General features: G+C 45.5%; 21 protein-coding genes and 1 tRNA gene. 8 read left to right on the forward strand and 14 right to left on the reverse strand.

The window, feature by feature from the left end:
- The first annotated feature begins 33 nt into the window (after nt 1–33).
- Nucleotides 34–237, forward strand: coding sequence for a helix-turn-helix domain-containing protein (locus tag L4C36_RS11905; RefSeq protein WP_428478025.1), 204 nt, complete (start codon nt 34–36; stop codon nt 235–237).
- A 130-nt stretch (nt 238–367) separates the two neighbouring features.
- On the opposite strand, the gene L4C36_RS11910 is transcribed toward L4C36_RS11905, so the two are convergent.
- The 3 genes from L4C36_RS11910 to L4C36_RS11920 form a co-directional block, all read right to left on the reverse strand.
- Nucleotides 368–1213, reverse strand: coding sequence for an ABC transporter (locus L4C36_RS11910; RefSeq protein WP_428478026.1), 846 nt, complete (start codon nt 1211–1213; stop codon nt 368–370).
- Complete coding sequence (locus L4C36_RS11915) at nt 1213–2064, reverse strand: ABC transporter ATP-binding protein (protein WP_428478062.1); 852 nt, start codon at nt 2062–2064, stop codon at nt 1213–1215. The genes L4C36_RS11910 and L4C36_RS11915 overlap by 1 nt, the downstream gene beginning before the upstream one ends.
- 448 nt (nt 2065–2512) lie before the next feature.
- Nucleotides 2513–2821 (reverse strand): hypothetical protein, encoded by a 309-nt coding sequence (locus L4C36_RS11920; RefSeq protein ID WP_428478027.1) that lies wholly within the window; start codon nt 2819–2821, stop codon nt 2513–2515.
- Between the two features lie 493 nt (nt 2822–3314).
- Here L4C36_RS11920 and L4C36_RS11925 point away from each other — a divergent pair, with 493 nt between their 5' ends.
- The 4 genes from L4C36_RS11925 to L4C36_RS11940 all read left to right on the forward strand — a co-directional run bounded on the left by L4C36_RS11925 (nt 3315) and on the right by L4C36_RS11940 (nt 7351).
- On the forward strand, nt 3315–4328 hold the full coding sequence (locus L4C36_RS11925) for a ribonuclease T2 family protein (protein ID WP_428478028.1): 1014 nt from the start codon (nt 3315–3317) through the stop codon (nt 4326–4328).
- A 160-nt stretch (nt 4329–4488) separates the two neighbouring features.
- Nucleotides 4489–4565: transfer RNA gene (locus L4C36_RS11930), tRNA-Pro, on the forward strand.
- A 153-nt stretch (nt 4566–4718) separates the two neighbouring features.
- Nucleotides 4719–5390: a SanA/YdcF family protein gene (locus L4C36_RS11935; RefSeq protein WP_428478029.1), complete on the forward strand. Its 672-nt coding sequence runs from the start codon at nt 4719–4721 to the stop codon at nt 5388–5390.
- 590 nt (nt 5391–5980) lie between these two features.
- Nucleotides 5981–7351 carry an SLC13 family permease gene (locus tag L4C36_RS11940; protein ID WP_428478030.1) on the forward strand — a complete coding sequence of 457 codons (1371 nt, stop codon included), beginning with the start codon at nt 5981–5983 and terminating at the stop codon, nt 7349–7351.
- Nucleotides 7352–7469: 118 nt separating this feature from the next.
- Here L4C36_RS11940 and L4C36_RS11945 read toward each other — a convergent pair whose 3' ends face one another.
- From L4C36_RS11945 to L4C36_RS11980, 8 genes are all read right to left on the reverse strand, one after another.
- Nucleotides 7470–8450, reverse strand: a complete 981-nt coding sequence (locus L4C36_RS11945) for a Gfo/Idh/MocA family protein (RefSeq protein ID WP_428478031.1) — start codon at nt 8448–8450, stop codon at nt 7470–7472.
- A 111-nt stretch (nt 8451–8561) separates the two neighbouring features.
- A complete protein-coding gene (locus tag L4C36_RS11950; protein ID WP_428478032.1) occupies nt 8562–9863 on the reverse strand; it encodes a GGDEF domain-containing protein in 1302 nt (433 codons plus the stop codon).
- Between the two features lie 262 nt (nt 9864–10125).
- Nucleotides 10126–11373, reverse strand: coding sequence for a DEAD/DEAH box helicase (locus tag L4C36_RS11955; RefSeq protein WP_428478033.1), 1248 nt, complete (start codon nt 11371–11373; stop codon nt 10126–10128).
- A gap of 190 nt (nt 11374–11563) precedes the next feature.
- Nucleotides 11564–12475, reverse strand: coding sequence for an N-acetylglucosamine kinase (gene nagK, locus L4C36_RS11960; protein WP_428478034.1), 912 nt, complete (start codon nt 12473–12475; stop codon nt 11564–11566).
- Nucleotides 12476–12678: 203 nt separating this feature from the next.
- On the reverse strand, nt 12679–13401 hold the full coding sequence (locus L4C36_RS11965; protein WP_428478035.1) for a tRNA-uridine aminocarboxypropyltransferase: 723 nt from the start codon (nt 13399–13401) through the stop codon (nt 12679–12681).
- Nucleotides 13402–13553: 152 nt separating this feature from the next.
- Nucleotides 13554–13913, reverse strand: a complete 360-nt coding sequence (locus L4C36_RS11970) for a DUF3802 family protein (protein ID WP_428478036.1) — start codon at nt 13911–13913, stop codon at nt 13554–13556.
- A 128-nt stretch (nt 13914–14041) separates the two neighbouring features.
- Nucleotides 14042–15034: a sensor domain-containing diguanylate cyclase gene (locus L4C36_RS11975; RefSeq protein WP_428478037.1), complete on the reverse strand. Its 993-nt coding sequence runs from the start codon at nt 15032–15034 to the stop codon at nt 14042–14044.
- Nucleotides 15034–16041, reverse strand: a complete 1008-nt coding sequence (locus tag L4C36_RS11980; RefSeq protein ID WP_428478038.1) for a response regulator — start codon at nt 16039–16041, stop codon at nt 15034–15036. Before L4C36_RS11980 ends, L4C36_RS11975 begins: the two co-directional genes overlap by 1 nt.
- A 304-nt stretch (nt 16042–16345) precedes the next feature.
- On the opposite strand from L4C36_RS11980, the gene L4C36_RS11985 reads away from it, so the two are divergent.
- Together L4C36_RS11985 and L4C36_RS11990 are read left to right on the forward strand one after the other, a co-directional pair.
- Nucleotides 16346–16705: a glutaredoxin family protein gene (locus L4C36_RS11985; protein WP_428478039.1), complete on the forward strand. Its 360-nt coding sequence runs from the start codon at nt 16346–16348 to the stop codon at nt 16703–16705.
- A 145-nt stretch (nt 16706–16850) separates the two neighbouring features.
- A complete protein-coding gene (locus L4C36_RS11990) occupies nt 16851–18032 on the forward strand; it encodes a ParB/Srx family N-terminal domain-containing protein (protein ID WP_428478040.1) in 1182 nt (393 codons plus the stop codon).
- A 40-nt stretch (nt 18033–18072) separates the two neighbouring features.
- Here L4C36_RS11990 and L4C36_RS11995 read toward each other — a convergent pair whose 3' ends face one another.
- Nucleotides 18073–18555, reverse strand: a complete 483-nt coding sequence (locus L4C36_RS11995) for an NUDIX domain-containing protein (protein ID WP_428478041.1) — start codon at nt 18553–18555, stop codon at nt 18073–18075.
- 185 nt (nt 18556–18740) lie between these two features.
- On the opposite strand from L4C36_RS11995, the gene L4C36_RS12000 reads away from it, so the two are divergent.
- On the forward strand, nt 18741–19313 hold the full coding sequence (locus L4C36_RS12000) for a hypothetical protein (protein ID WP_428478042.1): 573 nt from the start codon (nt 18741–18743) through the stop codon (nt 19311–19313).
- 97 nt (nt 19314–19410) lie between these two features.
- Here the strand turns inward: L4C36_RS12000 and L4C36_RS12005 are convergent, their stop codons facing one another.
- A complete protein-coding gene (locus tag L4C36_RS12005; protein ID WP_428478043.1) occupies nt 19411–19863 on the reverse strand; it encodes a YaiI/YqxD family protein in 453 nt (150 codons plus the stop codon).
- Between the two features lie 138 nt (nt 19864–20001).
- Nucleotides 20002–21597, reverse strand: a complete 1596-nt coding sequence (locus L4C36_RS12010) for an ABC-F family ATPase (protein WP_428478044.1) — start codon at nt 21595–21597, stop codon at nt 20002–20004.
- Nucleotides 21598–21694: the final 97 nt, after the last annotated feature.

Raw genomic sequence — 21694 nt, forward strand, 5'->3', positions numbered from 1 at the left:
CTTTGCTTTGAAATTTTGTCTAGCGAGTATTATATGAACCGTACACAATACCAGATTATTGCGGATCGGATTTTTAAATCTGATAACCAGCGTGTCGCCGTCGAAGCCGTGATTTTTGAAGGCCTCTCAAGCTATGAAGCTGAAAAACGCTTTGACGTCCCTAAAGGGACTCTGTCACGCAACGTACGTAAGTACAAGCGTGAGGTTCAATATCTTCAGAATGTTGCTGCTGCATAGCTGTCACCCACGCTATCAATAGATACAAAAAAACGGAGAGTAATATGCTTACTCTCCGTTTTTTGTCTTCATCTTTATGTGCGATGACCGGCCAAAATTAACCGCTATCAGCTATCCAATCTCATTAATATCAGACTGCTTTGGTCGCATCATCACGACCGCGTAACCAGCAGGTCACAAAATACAATGCAATCCCCGCCACCAGCATGAAACCGTTCGCCACCGTACCAAATGCAAGGTATGCATCAAGCGATGAACCGCTGATAAGGATATCCACCGGCAACCAATAAATATCCGTCAATTGGCGGCCTAACTCACCGCTACCCGTGGCTTGGAAAAGCGCAATCTTTATAATGACGATCACAAACATCACGGTCAATAACGGATAGCGCGTCAACTGTGATACCACCAATAACCCACACGCCAATGGCAATAAAGCCAAACTCATCAGGGTTAATGTGCCCATAAACTGTCCCCAATGCAGCGCAATACTCGGTAATGAGATGTGCATAGACTGCATCATATCTGCCGGTAGCCACAGCATGGCCAGTAACCACACAACCAGATCAGAGAAGATAAGCAGGCAGGAGGCAATCAGTGGCACCACACCCAAAATAAAGATCAGCTTCGCCCCGACAGTTAGATGATCAGACACTGGCATGGAGCGCCAAAACATCAGGCTCCCTTCCTGCTTTTCTTTACGTAGCGTCTTTGGCACGTAAATCATAAACAAGATGAGGTATAACATACCAGCAATCAGTACATTTAATTTACCGATTAAGCCAGCAAAGCCATCTTGGGTTAACCCCCAATCAATCAAACCATTACCGCTTGATTGAATAGAAAATGTCACATTATCGCCCATCATCACAAAGGCAAAATTCAACACCGCAAACAGCGCAAGAAATAACGGCAGTTTAACGACAATACGATATTCCCATAATTCTTTTTCCAGCAAGGTCAATAATGTTTTCATTACGCCTCCTGCTGAATAGCAATGAAAATTTCAGCTAATGTCGGACAAGAAACCTCACCGAGCGTCGACAGTTTCTCTGGTCGAGCATTCTCGTAATAGGCCACCGCACCGTTCTCCCCCAGTTGCATAAATAGCGGCTTCGCCGTTTCTGCCATTTTCACTTTGTCCATCGGTACATCCACTTTGGCATAGCGTGCCGTGACTTGTGCCAGCGACCCTTCACACACCGGTTTGCCTTTCTTTAGGATCAGCACATCGGTCAGTAAATGGGCAATTTCATTCACTTCATGGCTTGCGATAATTAATGCGCGCTCCCCTTGCTGAAACCACGCCATTAACTGCTGGTAAAAACGTTCACGGAAGAGTAAATCAAGCCCTAACGTCGGCTCATCAAGAATAAGCACGCGCGCGTCTGATGACATGATCAAGGCTAAATGCAGTTGCACTTTCATGCCTTTAGAAAGGCGAGCTATTTTTACCTTTGGCTGAACATCGGTATTCGCAAGATATTGATACGCCCTGTCTGCATCAAATTTTGGATGCACACCCGCCATATATTTAATGATTTGCTTTACCGTCATCCATTCTGGCAATAAGGCCACATCGGATATATAAGCGAGATCTTGCACGATATTGACACGGTGTTTTTGTGGCTCTAAACCAAACACCGACAATGTGCCTTCATAATCATGAGAGCCAAGCAGACTTTTGATCAGCGTTGATTTACCGGCACCATTGTGACCCAGTAAACCCAGCACCTGCCCTGCTTGTAATTGAAGGTCAACACCCATCAATGCACGGAAGTGTCCGTACGACTTTCCCAGTTGGTGGGATTGAATCAAGGTTTCCACGGTATTTTGCCTTTTATTCACAAGCATGCGTGCCATTCATTCACGCACGTTTAAAGATTTATCCTAAACGCCGTCGGGTATATTGTCATTATCTCTGTTGATATCAGAGAGGGGGAAGTGTTAAGTGTCTCCCATAACAATGAACAATATCACCATGAAACGACATACAAGAAAAGTGCACCAAGATCCCTTGGCACACTAAAGAGGTAGGATAATTTATTCTGCCTGATCGCAGCGTGTTTATCAGGGATAACGGATAGCACAACAAAAGCGACACAAATAAGCCAATCTCAAACCGTATTGTCAAAGCAAGTACGTCTTGAAATAAGAATGCGCATAAAAGTAAGAAAAAGAATGTTTAGGAAGTTTTTCCTACAGGTCGCGTTTTGCTTTTATTGCTTGTCAAAAACAAGATAATTGACACGCCTTATATGCAAGCTATTGGGTATTATTCACCCTTTTCTAATTCTAGTAGCTCTTCAGGGTGTACGCCGTCTTTTTCCATTTGAGCAAGAATCTCACTCATACGTGCCTGACGCGCTTCATCTTTAAACTCATGAAGTACCGCAATAAGATTATTAATCTTGTGAATAGGCATACGCTTAATTACAGCCTTCTGACGACCCGGTACTTCATCCGCGAAATCAATCAGCATTTGACGGTAGTCAGCACGTTCTTCTTTCACTGAACCTGTTTTTGTATCAACGTTTTTTAACATTGCTGACAATGCTTTTTCAGCAGCTGCGAAATTATCCATGAATATTACCTCTTGAACCGAATACCATGATTGTGCGACAGGCTTAGCATAAGCCAATTAACAGATGTAATGCCGCACACGGCGATCGAAAATGATGACGAATAAAATTATCTCAATCGAGAGAGAAAATCTCTGTAATATTGAACCACATACGATGCAGATCACTGATTCGTTTGAAAGCAAGGGTTGTGGCAATAGCTGAAGACCACACAAGGCAGATGCGCCGATGATACCTCTTGTTTCCAAGTAAGTGAACTTAAATTTCATCGAATCTATCATCCACTGAATCGTACACTGAAAGGCATTGAGAGCTGCATATACCAGTAGTTTGGTTCAGAGTTTTCACTTTGGCAACTCAGGGTGTGCTACATTTAGAATAAAGACAATATACCCCTGAACTGACTCGCGAATCCCTGATAGGCACTCGTGTATACATAGACTCGTGTATAATAGGTCTCATATTTTGACTCTGATAATACATTGCCTAACTTCCATGCATACACTCATTCGCATCTTCATTTTATCCCTGAGCTATTTTATCGCGTCCCCAACTCTGGCCTCCGTAAAAGTAGACGGACACTTTACCGCGACAGACACCTGCCCGGTTTATCAGTCCATCAAGAAAAAAAGTAACCCCGGCTCCCACCACACCAAAATCGGGACGAAATATCAGACCTTGTTCCTCAATAAGGTTGATGGTGATTGGGTACAAATTCGCGTACCCGACGCGATACCTAACACGCGCTGGGTCAATACCCGCTGTGGTAACGCTGCGTTTACCCCCGTCAACAGTGGTAAGAAAAATGCTCATAATGGGACATCAGGCGCGGCTTCAGGCACAGATTCATCAAATAAAAAACAATGTATAACCAAAGGGTTGCATGATTCTTATGTGCTTGCTGTCAGTTGGCAACCTGGGTTTTGTGAACACAGTAACAGCAAAACGAAAAAGCCAGAATGTGTCGCTATGGCAAAAGGGCAGCGCACTATTCACAATATGACGCTTCACGGATTATGGCCTAATAAGCGTGCGTGTGGCATCAAATATGGTCACTGTGCACCCAATAACAAGATGTCGCTATCACCGAGCACTATCAGCACGATAGCCCCATGGATGCCTAATTTTTATTATGAAAAAGATTTTGGTGCTTACCAATGGAAAAAGCACGGCACATGCCAGACCCGTGAAGATGATGCGTATTTCTTGCTTGCAGCCGGACTGGTCAAGCAAGTGGACAGTTCACCGATCGGTGAATATATAAAAGCACACATGGGGGATTCCGTGACCGTGGTGGATTTCCAACGCACCTTAACCAAACAATTAGGTCGCGAAGCGACTCAGCGCATCCAACTTTCTTGCTTGAAAAAACGCTACCTGCAAGAAGTGCGCATTAACCTTAGTAACGATTTCGAGCGTTACTCTTCGCTGCAAGAAAAACTCACGACAGGCCCGACAGCCCGTAACTTCCGCGGTAATTGCTCAGCAACTATCCATATAGAAGAGTAATGGCAACAACCGATTGACCGTTTTTTGCGCAACACCCTGCCGCTAAATGTTGAATATGAGATGTCTGTATGATTTCTCATATTCCCTATCTTGCATTCTATTCGACCTCTTGTACACTGGGTCAATAAATTGCTAACGCAATGAATACAAAGCCCTTTGGCGGACATTAGCGCAGTTTGGTAGCGCACTACTCTGGGGGAGTAGGGGTCGCTGGTTCGAATCCAGTATGTCCGACCAAAGGGCTTTTTTGTTGAATGCTCACCAAAGCATCCCTCCTCTGTCCTTCTTCACTCTTTGCTGTTTTTTGACGACTTTTTTACACAACATTTTCAAATAATTAAGGTAGTATACTTAGGCTTACTGTCTATTTTTGTTTGTTTCTAGGTTTTTATGAAGCTGCTGAATTTTTTCCGTTTGAGTGCAGTGGTCTGTATTGTTCTGGTCGCCTCCATTTTACTGGTCGACCGGTGGCTTTCAGCGCAGGCTTCAACACGCATTTTTGACTCCCCAGCCGAGATCCCATCGCGTTCTATTGGCTTAGTACTCGGCACCAGCAAATATATTGCTAAATCCTTAAATCCATACTACCAATACCGTATCAATGCCGCCATTACCCTGTATCAGCAGGATAAAGTAGATGTCTTGCTGCTAAGCGGCGATAACGCCCATCGGTCATACAATGAACCGTGGACAATGAAGCGCGATTTACTTAAAGCCGGCATACCGGATGAGAACATTGTGTTAGATTACGCCGGATTTAGAACATTGGACTCGGTTGTCAGAGCAAAACGCGTCTTCGACGCCGACCACTTTGTTATCATTACACAACGCTTTCATTGTGAGCGGGCATTGTTTATCGCCGATCACAATAACATTGATGCCATTTGTTTAGCCGTGCCTGAACCTAAAGGCTTTGCCGGATTAAAAATTCGTACGCGCGAAGTACTCGCACGCATTAAAGCCATCATGGATATTTACATTCTTGATATGAAGCCAAAGTTTTTAGGACCAAAAGAGCCGATTACACCGCCTCAATCAGAGAGCACGTTATCTGAAAAATAACGCATGGGCACGTCTGCCGTCATGACAATAAAAAAGCCACTGTGATTCAGTGGCTTTCATTTATATACGATTATCATCATCGCATATTATTGTTTGTCTGCTTTCTCTGCCGATCCAAATGACCGCATAAACTTCGCACGCACACTACGCATGTGAGTCTGCGCATCACGCTGAAGGCGCTGTCGCATAACACGTTGTTTTTTATCCATTCCCTAGCCTATATTATAGTAATCATCATCCTTGAATGACCCTATAATAACCAAGCCACTCTATAAGCAGAATACGCGAAGAATAACAAATAAAAAGTATTGGACTCACATCACAAAAACGCACATCCCTTTTCATTCCTTGTAGATATGCAACCTGCACACCGCACGACATCACCAACCTGTTATGCGTATTTGAAATAACAATTAGATACGCTCACCCCATTAATTCTACTCAGCTCACAGCACTAAAATTTTTCAACACGAAATATCCACAATCAGAAAGCAGTCAATTAACAAAAACAAAACATTTGTTAGCCTTCACCGTGTTAGCTAAGGAAATACATGGCCCTACAATAACTATAATCAAGCAAAGGAATCACTATGACTACCCTGACCATGACAATACAAAAATGGCTGTTTGATAAAAAAAGCATGATATTACTCGCTGATATCGTGTTATTTCTCGTCCTTTTAAATACTTTACCGTTTGAAAAAAATGTTGTCACAGGCCTCAGTATTTTAGTCTTCATTGCTGTGCTCTGGCTGACAGAGGCCCTGCATGTCAGCATCACCGCTATCCTTGTTCCGCTTCTTGCTATCGGCTTTGGTATTTTTGAAACCCCGCAAGCACTCAGTAATTTTGCCAACCCCATTATCTTCTTATTCTTAGGGGGCTTTGCCCTTGCTGCCGCTTTGCATCGGCAAGAGCTGGATAAAGCCATCGCCGATAAGGTACTCCTGATCGCCAAAGGTCGCATGTCTGTCGCGGTATTCATGCTATTTGGCGTTACCGCCGTGCTATCCATGTGGATCAGTAATACCGCAACAACCGCGATGATGTTGCCATTGGTTCTCGGCGTCCTAAATAAAGTAAATGCGAAAAGCGAACGCAGCACTTACGTCTTTGTGTTGTTAGGGATCGCCTACTGTGCCAGCATCGGCGGGATCGCCACCATTGTCGGTAGCCCACCAAATGCGATTGCGGCAGCAGAGGTCGGATTGAGCTTTACCGAATGGATGGCCTTTGGTGTACCTATTTCATTGGTCTTGTTACCGCTGACCGTCTTCATGCTGTACATGATCCTCAAACCCAACCTGAAGCATACCTTTGAACTTGACCATAAACCTGTCACATGGAGCAACGGCAAGCTGATCACACTGGCCATTTTTGCCATTACCGTCTTCCTTTGGATCTTCAGCAAACCCATCAATGCCTTTCTGGGCGGGTTCAGTAAATTTGATACGCTTGTAGCCCTGTCAGCCATTGTCATGTTAGGGGCTTCTCGCGTTGTGCAATGGAAAGATATTGAAAAATCGACTGACTGGGGGGTGTTATTACTTTTTGGTGGGGGCATCTGCCTGAGTAACATCTTAAAAGCGACGGGGACGAGCGTGTTCTTGGCGCACAGCTTGGGGAGTTTCCTGGCACAAGCTGGCCTGTTCTTTACCATTTTGGTAGTCGCGGCCTTTGTCGTGTTCTTAACAGAATTCGCCAGTAATACCGCCAGTGCAGCTTTGCTAGTGCCGGTCTTTGCGACCGTAGCAGAAGCGCTCGGTGTTTCTCCGGTCATTCTGTCTGCCTTGATAGCAATTGCGGCCTCTTGTGCCTTTATGTTGCCTGTGGCAACGCCGCCAAATGCCATTGTGTTTGGGTCAGGCCATATCAAGCAAACAGAGATGATGAAGGTCGGAATTTACTTAAACCTAGTGTGTATCGGCGCCTTATCCGTGATGGCTTACCTGTTCTGGTAGTCAATTTTTCATCATCAAACATTCAAGTCCTACTCACCGTCCATAAACCAACAAGGTGGCCTCATCGCCACCTTGTTTCTTTTCTAGATTGAGACAATGAACCCAAACCCGCTAACCGTTATAGATCATCCGCCGGATAACGCACACCCATGATCTCTCGGGCTTGCGTAATAATCGCACTCACAATATGTGTACGGGTTAACCCAGCGTGTTCACTTTGCTTGCTCTGCACTAAACAGGCAAATTCCGCCGCTTCATACACCATCGCATTCTCATCTTGTTCAACCGTTAAATTCACTGCGGGTTCACCGCGACGATGCAAATGCACGCCATGACATTCCGAAATAAAATCGATCAGCAATGTGCCCTGCTCACCCTGAATCTCACTCGGGATATAACCATCGCTGACTTTGGAGTGGCTGATCGTCACATCAAAGTCACGGTAGTGCAATACCAGTGTGCCATGAGCATCGACGCCCGAATCTAATCGCACACCTTGCGCCGTCATGCTATTCGGCTCCCCAAATAGGCTAATTGCGGCACTCAATGGGTAGATACCAATGTCCATCAATGAGCCGTTTGAAAATGCCGGATTAAATGTATTCGGGTTTTCCCCCTGCAGGTACTTGGCATAACGAGAAGAATATTGGCAGTACGAAAAAGACACTTTCCTCAAACGGCCTAATTTTGGCAAGGATTGTTTGATCACGTCAAAATTAGGGGTATACGGCGTTTTCATGGCTTCAAACAAGACAACACCCTGTTGCTGAGCCAAAACGATAAGGTCTTCCACCTCTGCGAGATTAGAGGCTAACGGTTTTTCACCGATCACATGGATCTGATGATTCAGAAAAACGCGGGCCTGCACTGCATGCAGCGAGTTAGGGCTAGCAATGTACACCGCATCAACCTCACCCGATGCCGCCATGGCATCAAGGCTATCGAAGCAGTGCGTGACGTGATACTTTTGCGCAAATTGCTGCGCCGTTTCCATGGTGCGTGAATACACCGCATTCAGTGAATACTGGCCCGTTGCTAACGCAGCGCGAATAAACTGATCAGTGATCCAGTTGGTACCTATAATGCCTAAACGGATCATGCCTTATTCCTTCTCCTATTTTTGAGCAGTGTATCAAATCAACCTCGCGGTCATCGTAAAAATCGGCAATAAAAAAACCAGCCACAAGGGCTGGTTCTGTTTAATGCCGAATCAATCCATCGATTCGACGCGGTTTCGTCCTTGTCGTTTCGCTTTATACAATGCAAGATCCGCACGTTGGATAAAGTTATCAATAGTTTCGCCTGGAATGTATTCCGACACCCCGACACTGCATGTCAACGTGAGGCTACCTGACCATTGATAACTTTCAATGATCGTACGGATCATATCAGCGAACTCTTTGATCCCGCGAAGATCTGTCGCAGGACAGAACACGATGAACTCTTCACCGCCCCAACGAACAACAACATCTGTCTTTCTGGCGCGTAAGTTCAACACTCGCGCAAACTCTTTCAGGATTTCATCACCGACGCGATGACCATGGGTATCATTGATCTTTTTGAAGTAATCAATATCAATGTATGCCATCGAGAAGGCGTGACCGTTCAATTTCGAGAAGGCCAACACTTCCTTTAACCAACAGTCGACGGCATGGCGGTTTTGTGCTCCCGTCAAATTATCGGTATACGCCAACTCTTCAAATTTCAATGACTGCTCATGCAAACTTTCATTGGCATCTTTCAAGAATTCCGCTTTGGCGACCATTTCTTTCAATTGTACGTTCAAACGACGGCGTTCCACAAACAAGAAACAGGCGGCCGCTAATACCCACAATGCCATATTAATGCGTAGCAACAACTCTTCACTCACCCATTCACCGTAAAAAACCAAACGGTTCAATTGAAGGGTGTAATGCGCTTGCTTCACATAACTGCCGGTCGCAATTTCAATCTGCACGATGTTATTAAACTGCGGGCCCGAGGTTTCAATCGGTAGTTCATATTCCGCAATCCACCATGACAGCACCTGAAAGGCATCTAGCGGGATCACGGTTAAGCCCTGATCAATCCCGGGGGCATATTCGATGGCATTAAACTTCAGAGAGACCGGATCCTCTTTACTCGAATACGCCGGATCAAAGTTACGCAAGTAGATGCGAATACGTTCACCTTCCACTGCGCTAAAGTAATCCACATCAATACCCACTGAGTGGAAATTACTCAAGTCCAACCCTTGAGTGGTCTTAGATAAATCAATCGCAATTTCACAATAAGGCCACTGACCTTTGTCACCAATGTCACAATTCAATACCAATGATTGTCCATTAATATCTATTTCAGAAACGGTATTGCCACCTTGGGTACGGTCATCAATACACTTCACCGACGAATTTTTTGCACTGATGCTATATTCTTTATCGAAACCGCCTAACGCATAAAACAGATAGGAAAAAAAGGAAAAGGATAATAATGCGTAAGCAGTATGTCGCAAATGACGACGCAACTTATCCATTGAAATACCTACTCATGACAACTTCTTGACACCTAAAAAATCATGTAAATTAACAGAAACAACCAGTATCTGTACTTCACGCTATAAGCATATATTACAATTTGATGACATTATCAGAATGAATTGCACATCCCAAACAGTTTCTTGATACAACGAGATCGCCCCGACRATTCTTATTTATAATTATCTTATTTGTTGCTTATTTTCATTTGAAAAGTAACAAGCACTGCCGTAAGCAGCGCTTTTTGGTATTCGATACCCGTTATCGTGCTGAGTGACGGCCTCGATTTTTATGAATTTTATGTTTAGCCTTCGCACGACGTTTCTCCCCAGAACGACCACGGCGTTGGTTTTCTGGCGGTTCGATGGTTGGATCTGGCTCATAACCTTCTAACCACTGTTGCGGTAATTTTTTATCCAGCAAATCTTCAATGGCACGCAGCGCCCATTCTTCATCAATACTCATCAATGAAATAGCATGGCCCGTCATCCCTGCACGGCCAGTTCGACCAATACGGTGCACGTAATCTTCCGCTTGGAATGGCATGTCGAAGTTAACCACGTATTCCAGTTGTTCGATATCCAGACCACGCGCAGCCACATCTGTCGCCACCAGCACGCGTATTTTGCCTGATTTAAAATCGTCCAGCGCACGCTGGCGTGCCCCTTGGCTTTTATCACCATTGATCGAGGCCGCTTTGATGCCATCTTTGCCTAACTCTTTTGCCAGTGCATCTGAGCCCTGCTTGGTTTTGGTGAAGACCAATACCTGCTGCCAGTTACGCGAACCAATAAGGTAGGCAAGTAATTCGCTCTTACGGTGTTTATCCACCGGATACACCATTTGCTCAACCGTTACTGCGGTCGAGTTTGCTGGCGTCACTTCAATCAGCTTAGGATCAGTCAAAATATCATAAGCCAGTTTTTTCACTTGCTTACCAAACGTGGCGGAGAAAAACAGCGTTTGGCGCTCGACTCTCATGCGACGCATGATCCGTTTGATATCGTCAATAAAACCCATATCCAACATGCGGTCAGCTTCATCTAACACCAAGAATTCAACCTGACGCAGGTCCACGGTACCCACGTGTGCGTGATCCAATAAACGTCCAGGGGTCGCCACTAAAATATCGGCACCGGCTTGGATCGCCTGAATTTGCATTTTCATGCTAGTACCGCCGTACGCCACGGCCGTTTTCACCGCAACCCCTTGGCTGTACTGCGTCAAACTTTCATACACTTGCTGGGCTAATTCACGCGTCGGCGTTAACACCAAGGCGCGAATTTGTTTATTGCTGCGCTCAACGACGGGACGCGCTAACAGCTGGTGGATCAATGGCAAACCAAACGCCGCAGTTTTACCGGTACCCGTTTGCGCCCCCGCAAGGACATCATGACCAGCCAAGATCTCTGGAATGGCTTGAGACTGAACAGGGGTCGGCTCAGTAAAACCAATTTCGTTAATTATTTCAAYAAGTTGGCTACTTAAGCCCAAAGATTGGAAAGACATGAAAAGTTCCGGCGTAATATAAAGAGCCGGATTCTAACAAACTTACCCGCCAGGGAATACGAATGATGTGTTTTCGAGGAGAAAAATGTGCAGAAAAGAAAAAGCACAGTAGGGATAACCCATGCTGTGCTTTCATCAATTTCTATTCAATATCAAATCACTATCAAGGAGTGACTCAGCGACGAGCGCCTTATTGTTTGATATTCAGGAAGGCTGCGCCACGGACACCGCCCGCATCACCGTGCTTCGCTTTGATGATGGTCGGCACGCGAGACACTGACAACAGGTGCTTCGGCAAACGCTTCGGCATTTCTGTGTAGATAAGCTCGAAGTTTGACAAACCGCCGCCCAGTACCACAACGTGTGGGTCAAGACCGGTAAACAGATTGGCAAAACAAATCGCCAACAACTCCATGAAGCGATCAACGTGTTCAACCGCTTTCGCCTCGCCTTCTGCGTGGCGAGTGATGATCTCAACCGCTTTTAGCTTCTCACCGTAATAATGCGCGTAAAGCTGCTCAAAACCACGACCAGACAAGTAATTATCGATACAGCCTTTGTTCTTACAGCCGCAATCAAACAACGGGGCGTTTTCACCCAAGTGGAACCAACCGTCGATAGGCATACGGGTATGACCCAGTTCACCCGCCACGTGGTTTTTGCCTGAGAACACTTGGCCATCAAACACTAAGCCGCCACCAAAACCCGTACCCAGAATCAAACCCAGTACCGATTTTTCGCCTTGCAGCGCTTCGTCCCACGCTTCTGAAAGCGCAAAACAGTTCGCATCGTTATCAATCGCAACACTGCGACCTAAACGTTCTTCCAGATCTTTACGTAGGTTACGTCCCATTGCTGCGGGAATGTTAGAGGTCAATAAGGTGCCATTTTCCGCGTCTTCAATACCCGGAATACCGATACCCACATGACCTTCACACGCAAACTCGTTGTCTGCTTTTTCAATGATTGAAACCAGGGTATCAACCAGTTTGTTGTAATCGTCACCCGGTGTAGGTACGCGCTCCGTGGCCACTCGCTCTAATTTTTCATTAAACGCACCAAATTCAATTTTGGTTCCACCTACATCAAAGCCGTAGTACATCCTGCACTCTCCGATAAAAATCATAAAAAAACAAAACTGAAAAAATTATCCACAGTTCTACACCTACAGACTGTGACCAAACACTAATTTAACGCTGTTTTACTATGAGATTTCTCGCGTTTGTTGAAAGAAACGTCATTTCTTTGCAGAAATGACGCCTTCTTTGTCATTAACTTACCAATGTAAAACGCTATCGCGATCAATTACGCATACGTGGCCATGTAAGATTGAAGCTGCGAAATGCTATTGTGATCCGGCAACAGGCGGTTCATTTTTCCAGTAATGTAGTTCTCACGGAACACATCAAACCAAAGGTCCAGCACGTCCGCGTTTTTCTGCTCGCCATACAAGTCAATAATACGCGCAGCCACTTCCGCAGTGCCCAATTGATTCTCTTTCGAGGCTTCACGCATTTTATAGCGTGACGGCTTCTCAGGGCTAATTGATAACACGGGGAAGTGATTCAGGTACGGGCTCTTACGGAACATTTTTTTCGCTTCCGCCCAGCTCCCGTCCAGCATAATGAACAGTGGACGCTTACCGTCTGCAAGGGTCACGGTTGGGGCAACACGCTCCGGCTCTGCATATTCCGCAGGGAATACCACATACGGCTGCCATTGCGGATCGGCCAACAGTGCCAGCATGTCCGCATTCGGCTCTGTGCGTGACCAAATATAGGCATAAGTGTCTTTAAACAGGTCTGCGATCAAACGCCCTGTGTTGCTCGGTTTAAGCACTTCATCATCGTACATTACCAGCAAGAAGGCCGCGTTGGAGTCTATCTCTGGTTTATTGGCACAAATACACAGATGTGTACGTAACATGCAAAAACCACAACGCTCCACTTTCCCTCCGCGAGCAAGAAAAGGACGGGTAGAACGCGCAAGGCGCTCATCATATAAAGTATGGACAGCATGTATACGCATAACGATTCAACCAAATACAAAAAACGCCAGCATTGTACTGGCGTCAGGGGGGGTTGCAATCATTATTGATAAACGTCGTACCCACCTTTCCGTATTTGGCACGCGTTAAGGCGGGTATGGGGGCGGACGTTACCGACAGATTTCAATCAGAATTACGCCGGCATTAATGCGGCTTGCTGGCTGATGGCGGTATCAAATAAATTTTTAACCAAGCCAATATAATCTTCAAGGAAGACCACTTGCTCATTGGTCGGGCTGCGTGACCACGCCCCTGCCAGCACTTCACTCAGATCCGCCATCACCGCATCCGCTTCTTGCATTAATTTGAAGCGTACATCAGGATGCAAATCCGGATTTTGGGCAAACACGGCCATAATATTGGTCGCAATCATATCCATTACTACATCTTCCACTGTCTCGTCACAGACATCAGCGGCCGGTTTTTCAAACAGTGACAGGTGCTCGGTAAAATACTCGATCAGTGCGTGATAACCTTCAGACTCTACAACCATGGTACAACTCAACTCTTTTTACTGACTAAACCTAACTTATGACTATTGCGAGCGAGGCAAGATACTCTCCGCCTTTTTGCCCATCATCATAAGCCAATATAAACATGCATTCGCAACACGCCGATGCGCTACGCCATTGAGGACATATCCGTCTCGCTATTCACACCCGCGATATAATGGACGGCGCTTTGGTTACGTCCACTCTTCTTCGATTTATACAACGCCGCATCGGCACATTCTAGCCAATGCTCATAGTTTTTTAACCGAGGAGACCATTCACAGATCCCCAAACTAATTGTGACCTTCACGTCCCGTACATCGACCGTCACGGCATCTTCTTCGACACGTTGACGTAACCGTTCAGTAAAGCACAGTGCCAGCTCAGCCGTCGTTTGCGGCAGAATAATACCAAATTCTTCCCCCCCATAACGGCCTGCCATATCGCTTTGGCGTTTGGTACGGCGCAATATACTGGAAATATTTTTAATTACCGCATCACCGATCACATGCCCAAAGGTATCATTCACTAATTTAAAGTGGTCAATATCAAACATCACCAAACTGGCCGGCTGTTGGGTTTTATGGCAGTAGTCGAACGCATCGGATAAACAACTTTCCCAATGCCCTCGATTGTACAACTGCGTCAATCGATCCGTCATACTCAAGTGTGTTAATTGCGCGTTCGACTCCCGCAGGTGATTCTTACTTTTCGCTATGTCCGAGACATCCGTTAACATCAGACAAATATGGGTAAACGCCCCCTTCCCTGATTTTAGCGGCGTTAGTATCAGATTTTGATACATCGATGACGAACCGCCAGTGATAGGACTGAAATTGCTGAACTGAAACACATGCGGCCGATCTTCCCAGCAACTGAAAGAGCGAGTGCCTAATTTAAACGTGGACTGAATTTTATTCTTCAACCACGTTTCAGGCAAATCAGGTACCACTGAAAACAGATTTTTTCCAATGATCTGATCATCACTGATCCCACTGTACGCCTGCATGAACGTATTCCATGACAACACCCGATACGCCTTATCTAACATGACCACCCCAGCGTCTATGTTGTCAATAATTTGCATCGTAAGATAGCTATCAGCAACGCCTCCTTGATCCATCAATGCAATGTCTCCATCATTTGTTTGATCACTTGGGTGGAATGCTGATCCAACATGAAGAGCACATGACACTCAACATCCAGCAATTCTGACTGGTAGCGGTATTCTACGGTAAATAACTCATTTATTTCGCATTTTCTTTCACCCCATGCCATGTATTCTTCCATGAGTATGGGTTGACGGACAGAGAACGGGATCATCAATTGATCTGACAGCGAGACCAAGAATGACGACACCATGAGGTTCGCAATATCAATCACGATTTCACTCTTATACTCGTCAACTTGACTAAAACCCAAACGTTCACCGAACGCATAGATGTCTTCCCCGCACAAACTCACCAAAGCTTCACCATGTATACCTCCCCCCACAAACCGTTGCGCTATCGCCGTCGTTTGATGCGACTGCCTGATATCATTGATGGTCATTGCCAATTCGCCGGCACTGAGCATCGCCACATTAGGAAAGGGCATTTTGATAGACTCACCAAAATGATCAGAGATAATCGCCGCTCCCCGCCCTAACGCGACATTGGCCACGTTTTTAAACGCCGTGATGTATTCCGCTGTATCTGGAAGGGAGGTATCTGCCAGCGTTGCACTGTAAACGCTCTGCACTGACGTACGATCTACAGATAACGGGAAACCGCACTGTGTCAGCATTTCAAGCAATTGCTGTTGAGTAAACGATTTGAGCAAACACCTCACGTCACCGTTCGCTAAGCTGCTAGCAAGCACCGGCTTTTCTCTCTCAGCCGACAGTACAATGATCTGTGTGGGATGCGGGTTAACAGAACGCAGCCTAAGCACGTCAAAACCCACTATTACCGGCATGGTTGAGCCCCAAAACAACACATCAATCTCTGAGATCGCTAACCGTTCAAGCGCTTCTTGTTCATTTTCTGCAAAATACAACACAACGCCATCAAAGCAACCTAGCTGCTTTAACATAGAGCGATGTACGACAGGCGAATCATCACAGATTAATATCGATACTTTTTTAAGCACGCATAATGCCTTTTCATGCATAATGATTAATCATAATGAATCTCATCTATATTGACATTAACCCGCACAGAAATTATCCAAGCAGTGAGCCAAGTCGTCTTTTATTTTTGAATGAACAATGCCTTTTGCAAATAAAAACAGAGGTAGGTCTTGTTTATTTTAAAAAGGTATAAATCAAATGCCTTATTTAATTTATCAATACCATGCGCTAAACCGCCTCCTGAATAGTAAGTAGTCAATGATTGCACTTCGATGACGATATACAGTAGGATCGTGTGATAACTCAATAAAAGGAAGTCAGACTATGAAAGTGATCCGCCTTGTGCTTGGTAAGTTAATCTTATTGCTCAATGCCGTTTTTTCCCCGAAATCGATCCAACGTGACAGCGAATCACAACAAAAAATCGAACAAGAACTGCAAGCCATCACGTTATATCAGTTTGAGTCATGCCCGTTCTGCGTCAAAGTGCGCCGCACCGCAAAACGCCTGAACCTGCCACTGCAAACCCGGGATGCGAAACAACCCGAGCACGAAGAAGCCCTCATTGCCGGAGGCGGTAAACGCAAAGTCCCTTGCTTGCGTATCGAAGACGACGCGGGCACGGTTAACTGGATGTATGAATCCAACGATATCATTGCCTACTTAGAGCAACGCTTCGCCTGATAGCCCCCATCGACGTGTCAGCGTAATGTCACCCTTGCTCAGTGCGTTACGCTTTCATTTTCTCCTTATTTGTACAAGCCATCCCCGTCTACCCGCGTATTCTTTTGCTAGACTTCATGCATTACTCCCTCCATGAGGATACCGTATGCATTGCTGGCACGTGCTCTCTCTTTCTTACTTTGGATTCACCGCCCTCCTGCTGACGCCCACGGCGCTGGCAGAAAAAATCACGTACAGCACCTTAAAAAATGGCGATGTTATTACCGTCACTTTAGATCAATTACTGCCTACACAGGCGGTTCTCGATTACGATGCGGAATACGCCAAGCTGCAATATTACGCCAATGACCGTAAACACATCTTCGATACGCTATGCCGGGTTAATGGCGCGAAAGGAATTAAAAAGTGGGATGACGATGCCTCTCCACTGGATCCTGAAAGCTACACCTGCAAAGCCGACGTGGGCACCGATGTGGATGCGCTCAGCAATGTCATTATTGGCCCAGAAGAAGGCATTCTCTATCTCGTGGATCACCTAACTGTACTTTCCAGTTTTTGGGATATGCCCAATGGCGGTACCAGCGTACCCGTGATGGTTAAAATCAGTCATAATTTATTGGCATCGGGCGATGACTTCTGGGCAGAGATGAATAATGACCGTGAAGTGTGGCTGAGGAACTACAAAGGGAAGAAAATATCACCGGATGATTTACCGGAATACATCGGTTTAAAACAACTCAAACATGATAAATATCTCTCTTTAGTTAATTTCCTTGATGGAATTAGCTATGCGATGCCGAAACCTGATGGAAAAAATACTACACAAGCCGATATTCCCTTTCTTGCCTTACATTGGGCATTAGCCTTACGCAAGAAAATGAAAATTTCAGACTATAACCTCAATGACCCAGAGGAGTATGCAACCGCCATTACCGAGGCGGCCACCATTATGGTGGATACCCCAGATGATCAAGATATTGGCCTGTCGAAACGCACCGCAAAAGAGATGGGGAAATTTGATCAAGTAGACAGTGAGGCCCTTGAAAAGCTGCTCACCGACAAAGACTCTGCATTTTCATTGGCGATGGCTTATCGATTGGCGAAAAAAGAAAAGTCCACGCCCAAATCGCTCATGGTGAAAGACAGCGACAAAAAAGACCTTGATACCCAAGATGCAAAAAACCAAGACTCAGATAACAAAGGCAATACGGATAAAGATGGGAAAAAAGCCGAATCTTCCCAATCTGGTACCGATAAACAGACAAAAAGCCCAAAAGCCGATAACGACCAACCAAACGCGATCAATGAAACCACAGAAAAGCCCTAATGTGTCGCGCGTAATGTATGGATAAACATTCAGGCTCCCCTTACTTCAGGTGGTTAATTCGGTCTGCGTCCCCCTGTATATAACAGCCAAGATGCAGGCTGTAGTACTGCTGCATGGTACGCGCAATCAAGGCGGTGATATCCGTCGGATACGTCCGTAATGTGGTGAGCATGTGCAGCGGTACCCATTCAAGGCCTTGAATATAGTGTTCATCATTGAGCCCCTGCAAATTATTCAAATGGGGATCGCCCTGATGCGCCATGATGTGATAAAAGAACTCCGCGTGATAGCGCTGCGAGGTGGTTTCATGGAACTCCCGTACCGCCAGCAGCTCCCCGACGGTCACCGTGAGGCCCGTCTCTTCTAAACACTCTCGCCGTAGACAATCCTTGGTACTGATATCCCCTTCTTCTACACCGCCACCAGGTGGGATCCAATACTCGCCGCTGGCGTCTTTCACCCTGAGTAATAAAACCGTATCATTTTCTATCAGGATCCCAGCGGCTCGAATACGATGTTTCATACGCTTTATTTCCCCCCTCAAAACTGAATTTATCGACAAAGCATAGAATAATACAGAAATCCCATGAAATATCGTCGATTAAACCGTGAAGTCTAACGGATAATGACAAGCAGATTTTCACTCCACCGTATTTCACCGTTAATGTAATCGATTTCATCCCCTTCAGATAAAAGCGAGTCCATTTTATGAGTGAGCATGCTGTAAATAAAGTCACAACACATCATGAAGGCGAAATCTTACATATTCATAAGTCTTGGTTTACGTTTAAAAGCCTTATTCTCTTAGGCGTTTATTTTTCCTTAATTCAACTCATTGGCATAACTATTCAACATAGCGTACTGAATAAAGAATACATCACGTTTTTCAGCATACACTATTTCGTCTTTTCCTGGTTTATATTGAGTTATTTATTTTTTGCGACTTGCATTAATCATACTGTCTTAGTGATTAATGCCAATATGCTTGTAAAATATAATGCCCCGCTCCCTTGGAAAACAAAGAAGATTATTTATCTTAATCATATTACTGATATTTATCCTTCCCCCTATATGGTGCACGCCACCAGCGAGGGGGAAAAAGTCAAACATTACTCACTGACTCTACTGACCACAGAAGGGAAGACGATATCGCTATTTAACGGGGTCGAATCAAAAGCAGATATCGACATGATCGTCAGTCATATCAAACAGAAACGCGCGGCGATACCGCCGTCTGAACAATCAACACTCTCTTCTCACCAACCACCTTTTTTCCAATAAAAAAGCCAGCATCGTGCTGGCTTACAGAATGATTCTATCGTTGCTCTATTGCAACGTTGAGTGCAAAGGCAAGCGTAACCTCAGTGTCGTCTGTCCGCTATTTACGAAAATGACGGGCAATAAAGGTATCGAGTTTATTCGCGAAATTCTGGCGATCAGCCTGGTTCAACGGTGCAGGACCGCCCGTTTGAATCCCAGAGCTGCGCATGGTTTCCATGAAATCACGCATCTGCAAACGCTGTTTAATGTTCTCTTTCGTGTACATTTCACCGCGTGGGTTCAAGGCATGTGCCCCTTTCGTGATCAACTCATCGGCCAACGGGATATCTGCGGTGATCACCAAATCGCCGGGTGCAGATTCCTGGACGATATAGTTATCCGCCACATCAAAACCCGATTCTACCTGAATAGAGCGAATGAACTTCGATGGCGGCGTACGAATATATTGGTTCGCCACTAGCGTGACCTCTATACCCACACGATCAGCCACACGGAACAAAATGTCCTTAACGACATTCGGGCACGCATCGGCATCAACCCAAATCTTCATGTATCCTCTCTTATTTTCCTCCGCCCGTTACCTGTGCGCAGTATCAGTACGCGATGATATAGGGGGAGATAAACGTGTCCTAGAAAAAAGCCGCCTTAACGGCGGCTTTTATAATAATCAGCTAACGCTAAAAGGTCATTAACCTTCTAGGCCCTTCTTCGCCAAGTATTCTTCATAAGTGCCGTGGAAATCTTCCACGCCATCTTTGGTGATTTCAATGATGCGCGTTGCAATAGACGATACGAACTGACGGTCGTGAGAAACGAACATCAATGTACCTTTGTAGTTCTCTAGTGCAAGGTTCAACGACTCGATAGATTCCATATCCATGTGGTTCGTTGGTTCATCCATTAGTAGGATGTTTGGACGTTGCATGATCAGCTTACCGAACAGCATACGACCTTGTTCACCACCAGACAGTACTTGTACTGACTTTTTGATGTCGTGCTGAGAGAACAGCATACGGCCAAGGATACCACGAACAACTTGCTCGTCATCGCCTTCACGCTTCCACTGACCCATCCAGTCAACAAGGTTCAGGTCAGTATCAAAATCTGAACTGTGATCCTGCGCATAGAAGCCAATGTTGCTATTTTCTGACCACTTGATCATACCGTCCATTGGTGCCATTTGGCCCGCTAGAGTATTAAGCAATGTCGTCTTACCAATACCATTGGCACCGATGATAGCAACGCGCTCACCCACTTCAACCAACAGCTTCACGCCATTAATCAGAATGTTGTCGCCGTAACCTTGCTTCAGACCTTCCACTTCCAACGCGTTACGGAACAGCTCTTTTTCCTGCTCAAAACGGATGAATGGGTTCTGACGGCTTGATGCTTTTACTTCATCAAGCTGAATTTTATCAAGTTGCTTCTGACGCGATGTCGCCTGCTTCGCTTTTGATGCGTTCGCAGAGAAACGGCTTACGAACGTTTGCAGCTCAGCCATCTGTACTTTCTTCTTCGCGTTATCCGCTAGTAGACGCTCACGTGATGCTTCTGCAGCCGTCATGTATTCATCATAGTTACCAGGGAACAGACGAAGCGCGCCATAATCCAAGTCAGCCATGTGTGTACATACGCTATTTAGGAAGTGACGGTCGTGCGAGATGATGATCATGGTGCAGTTACGTTCAAGAAGGACACGCTCAAGCCATGCAATGGTATGAATGTCCAAGTTGTTCGTTGGTTCGTCAAGTAGCATGATTTCTGGATTAGCAAACAGAACCTGCGCCAATAGAACACGTACTTTCAAACCGGGTGCAACAGCACTCATTAGGCCGAAGTGTAGATCTTCAGGAAGACCTAGACCAAGCAGCAATTCACCTGCACGTGCTTCTGCTGAGTAGCCGTCCATTTCTGCAAATTCTACTTCAAGATCTGCCACGCGCATGCCGTCTTCTTCAGACATATCAGGCATCGAGTAAATGCGGTCACGTTCTTCTTTGATTTTCCACAGTTCTTTGTGACCCATAATAACGGTGTCAACAACGGTGTACTGTTCAAAAGCAAACTGGTCCTGACCCAGTTTAGCCATACGCTCGTTAGGATCTTTTGAAACAGTACCAGAGGACTGCTCTAGCTCACCGCCAAGGATTTTCATGAATGTTGACTTACCACAACCATTCGCCCCGATCAGGCCGTAACGGTTACCTTCGCCAAACTTAACTGAAATGTTCTCAAACAGAGGCTTCGCGCCGAACTGCATTGTGATATTAGCTGTTGAAATCAATGTACTGTTCCAATAATGATGACTATCAAGCAATAAAAAAGCCGCCTTGAAGGACGACTTTCTCACTAAGTTGGTTGGAGTATAACAGGTTTTGTGA

Source organism: Photobacterium japonica, from assembly GCF_050337005.1.
Taxonomy (GTDB): domain Bacteria; phylum Pseudomonadota; class Gammaproteobacteria; order Enterobacterales; family Vibrionaceae; genus Photobacterium; species Photobacterium japonica.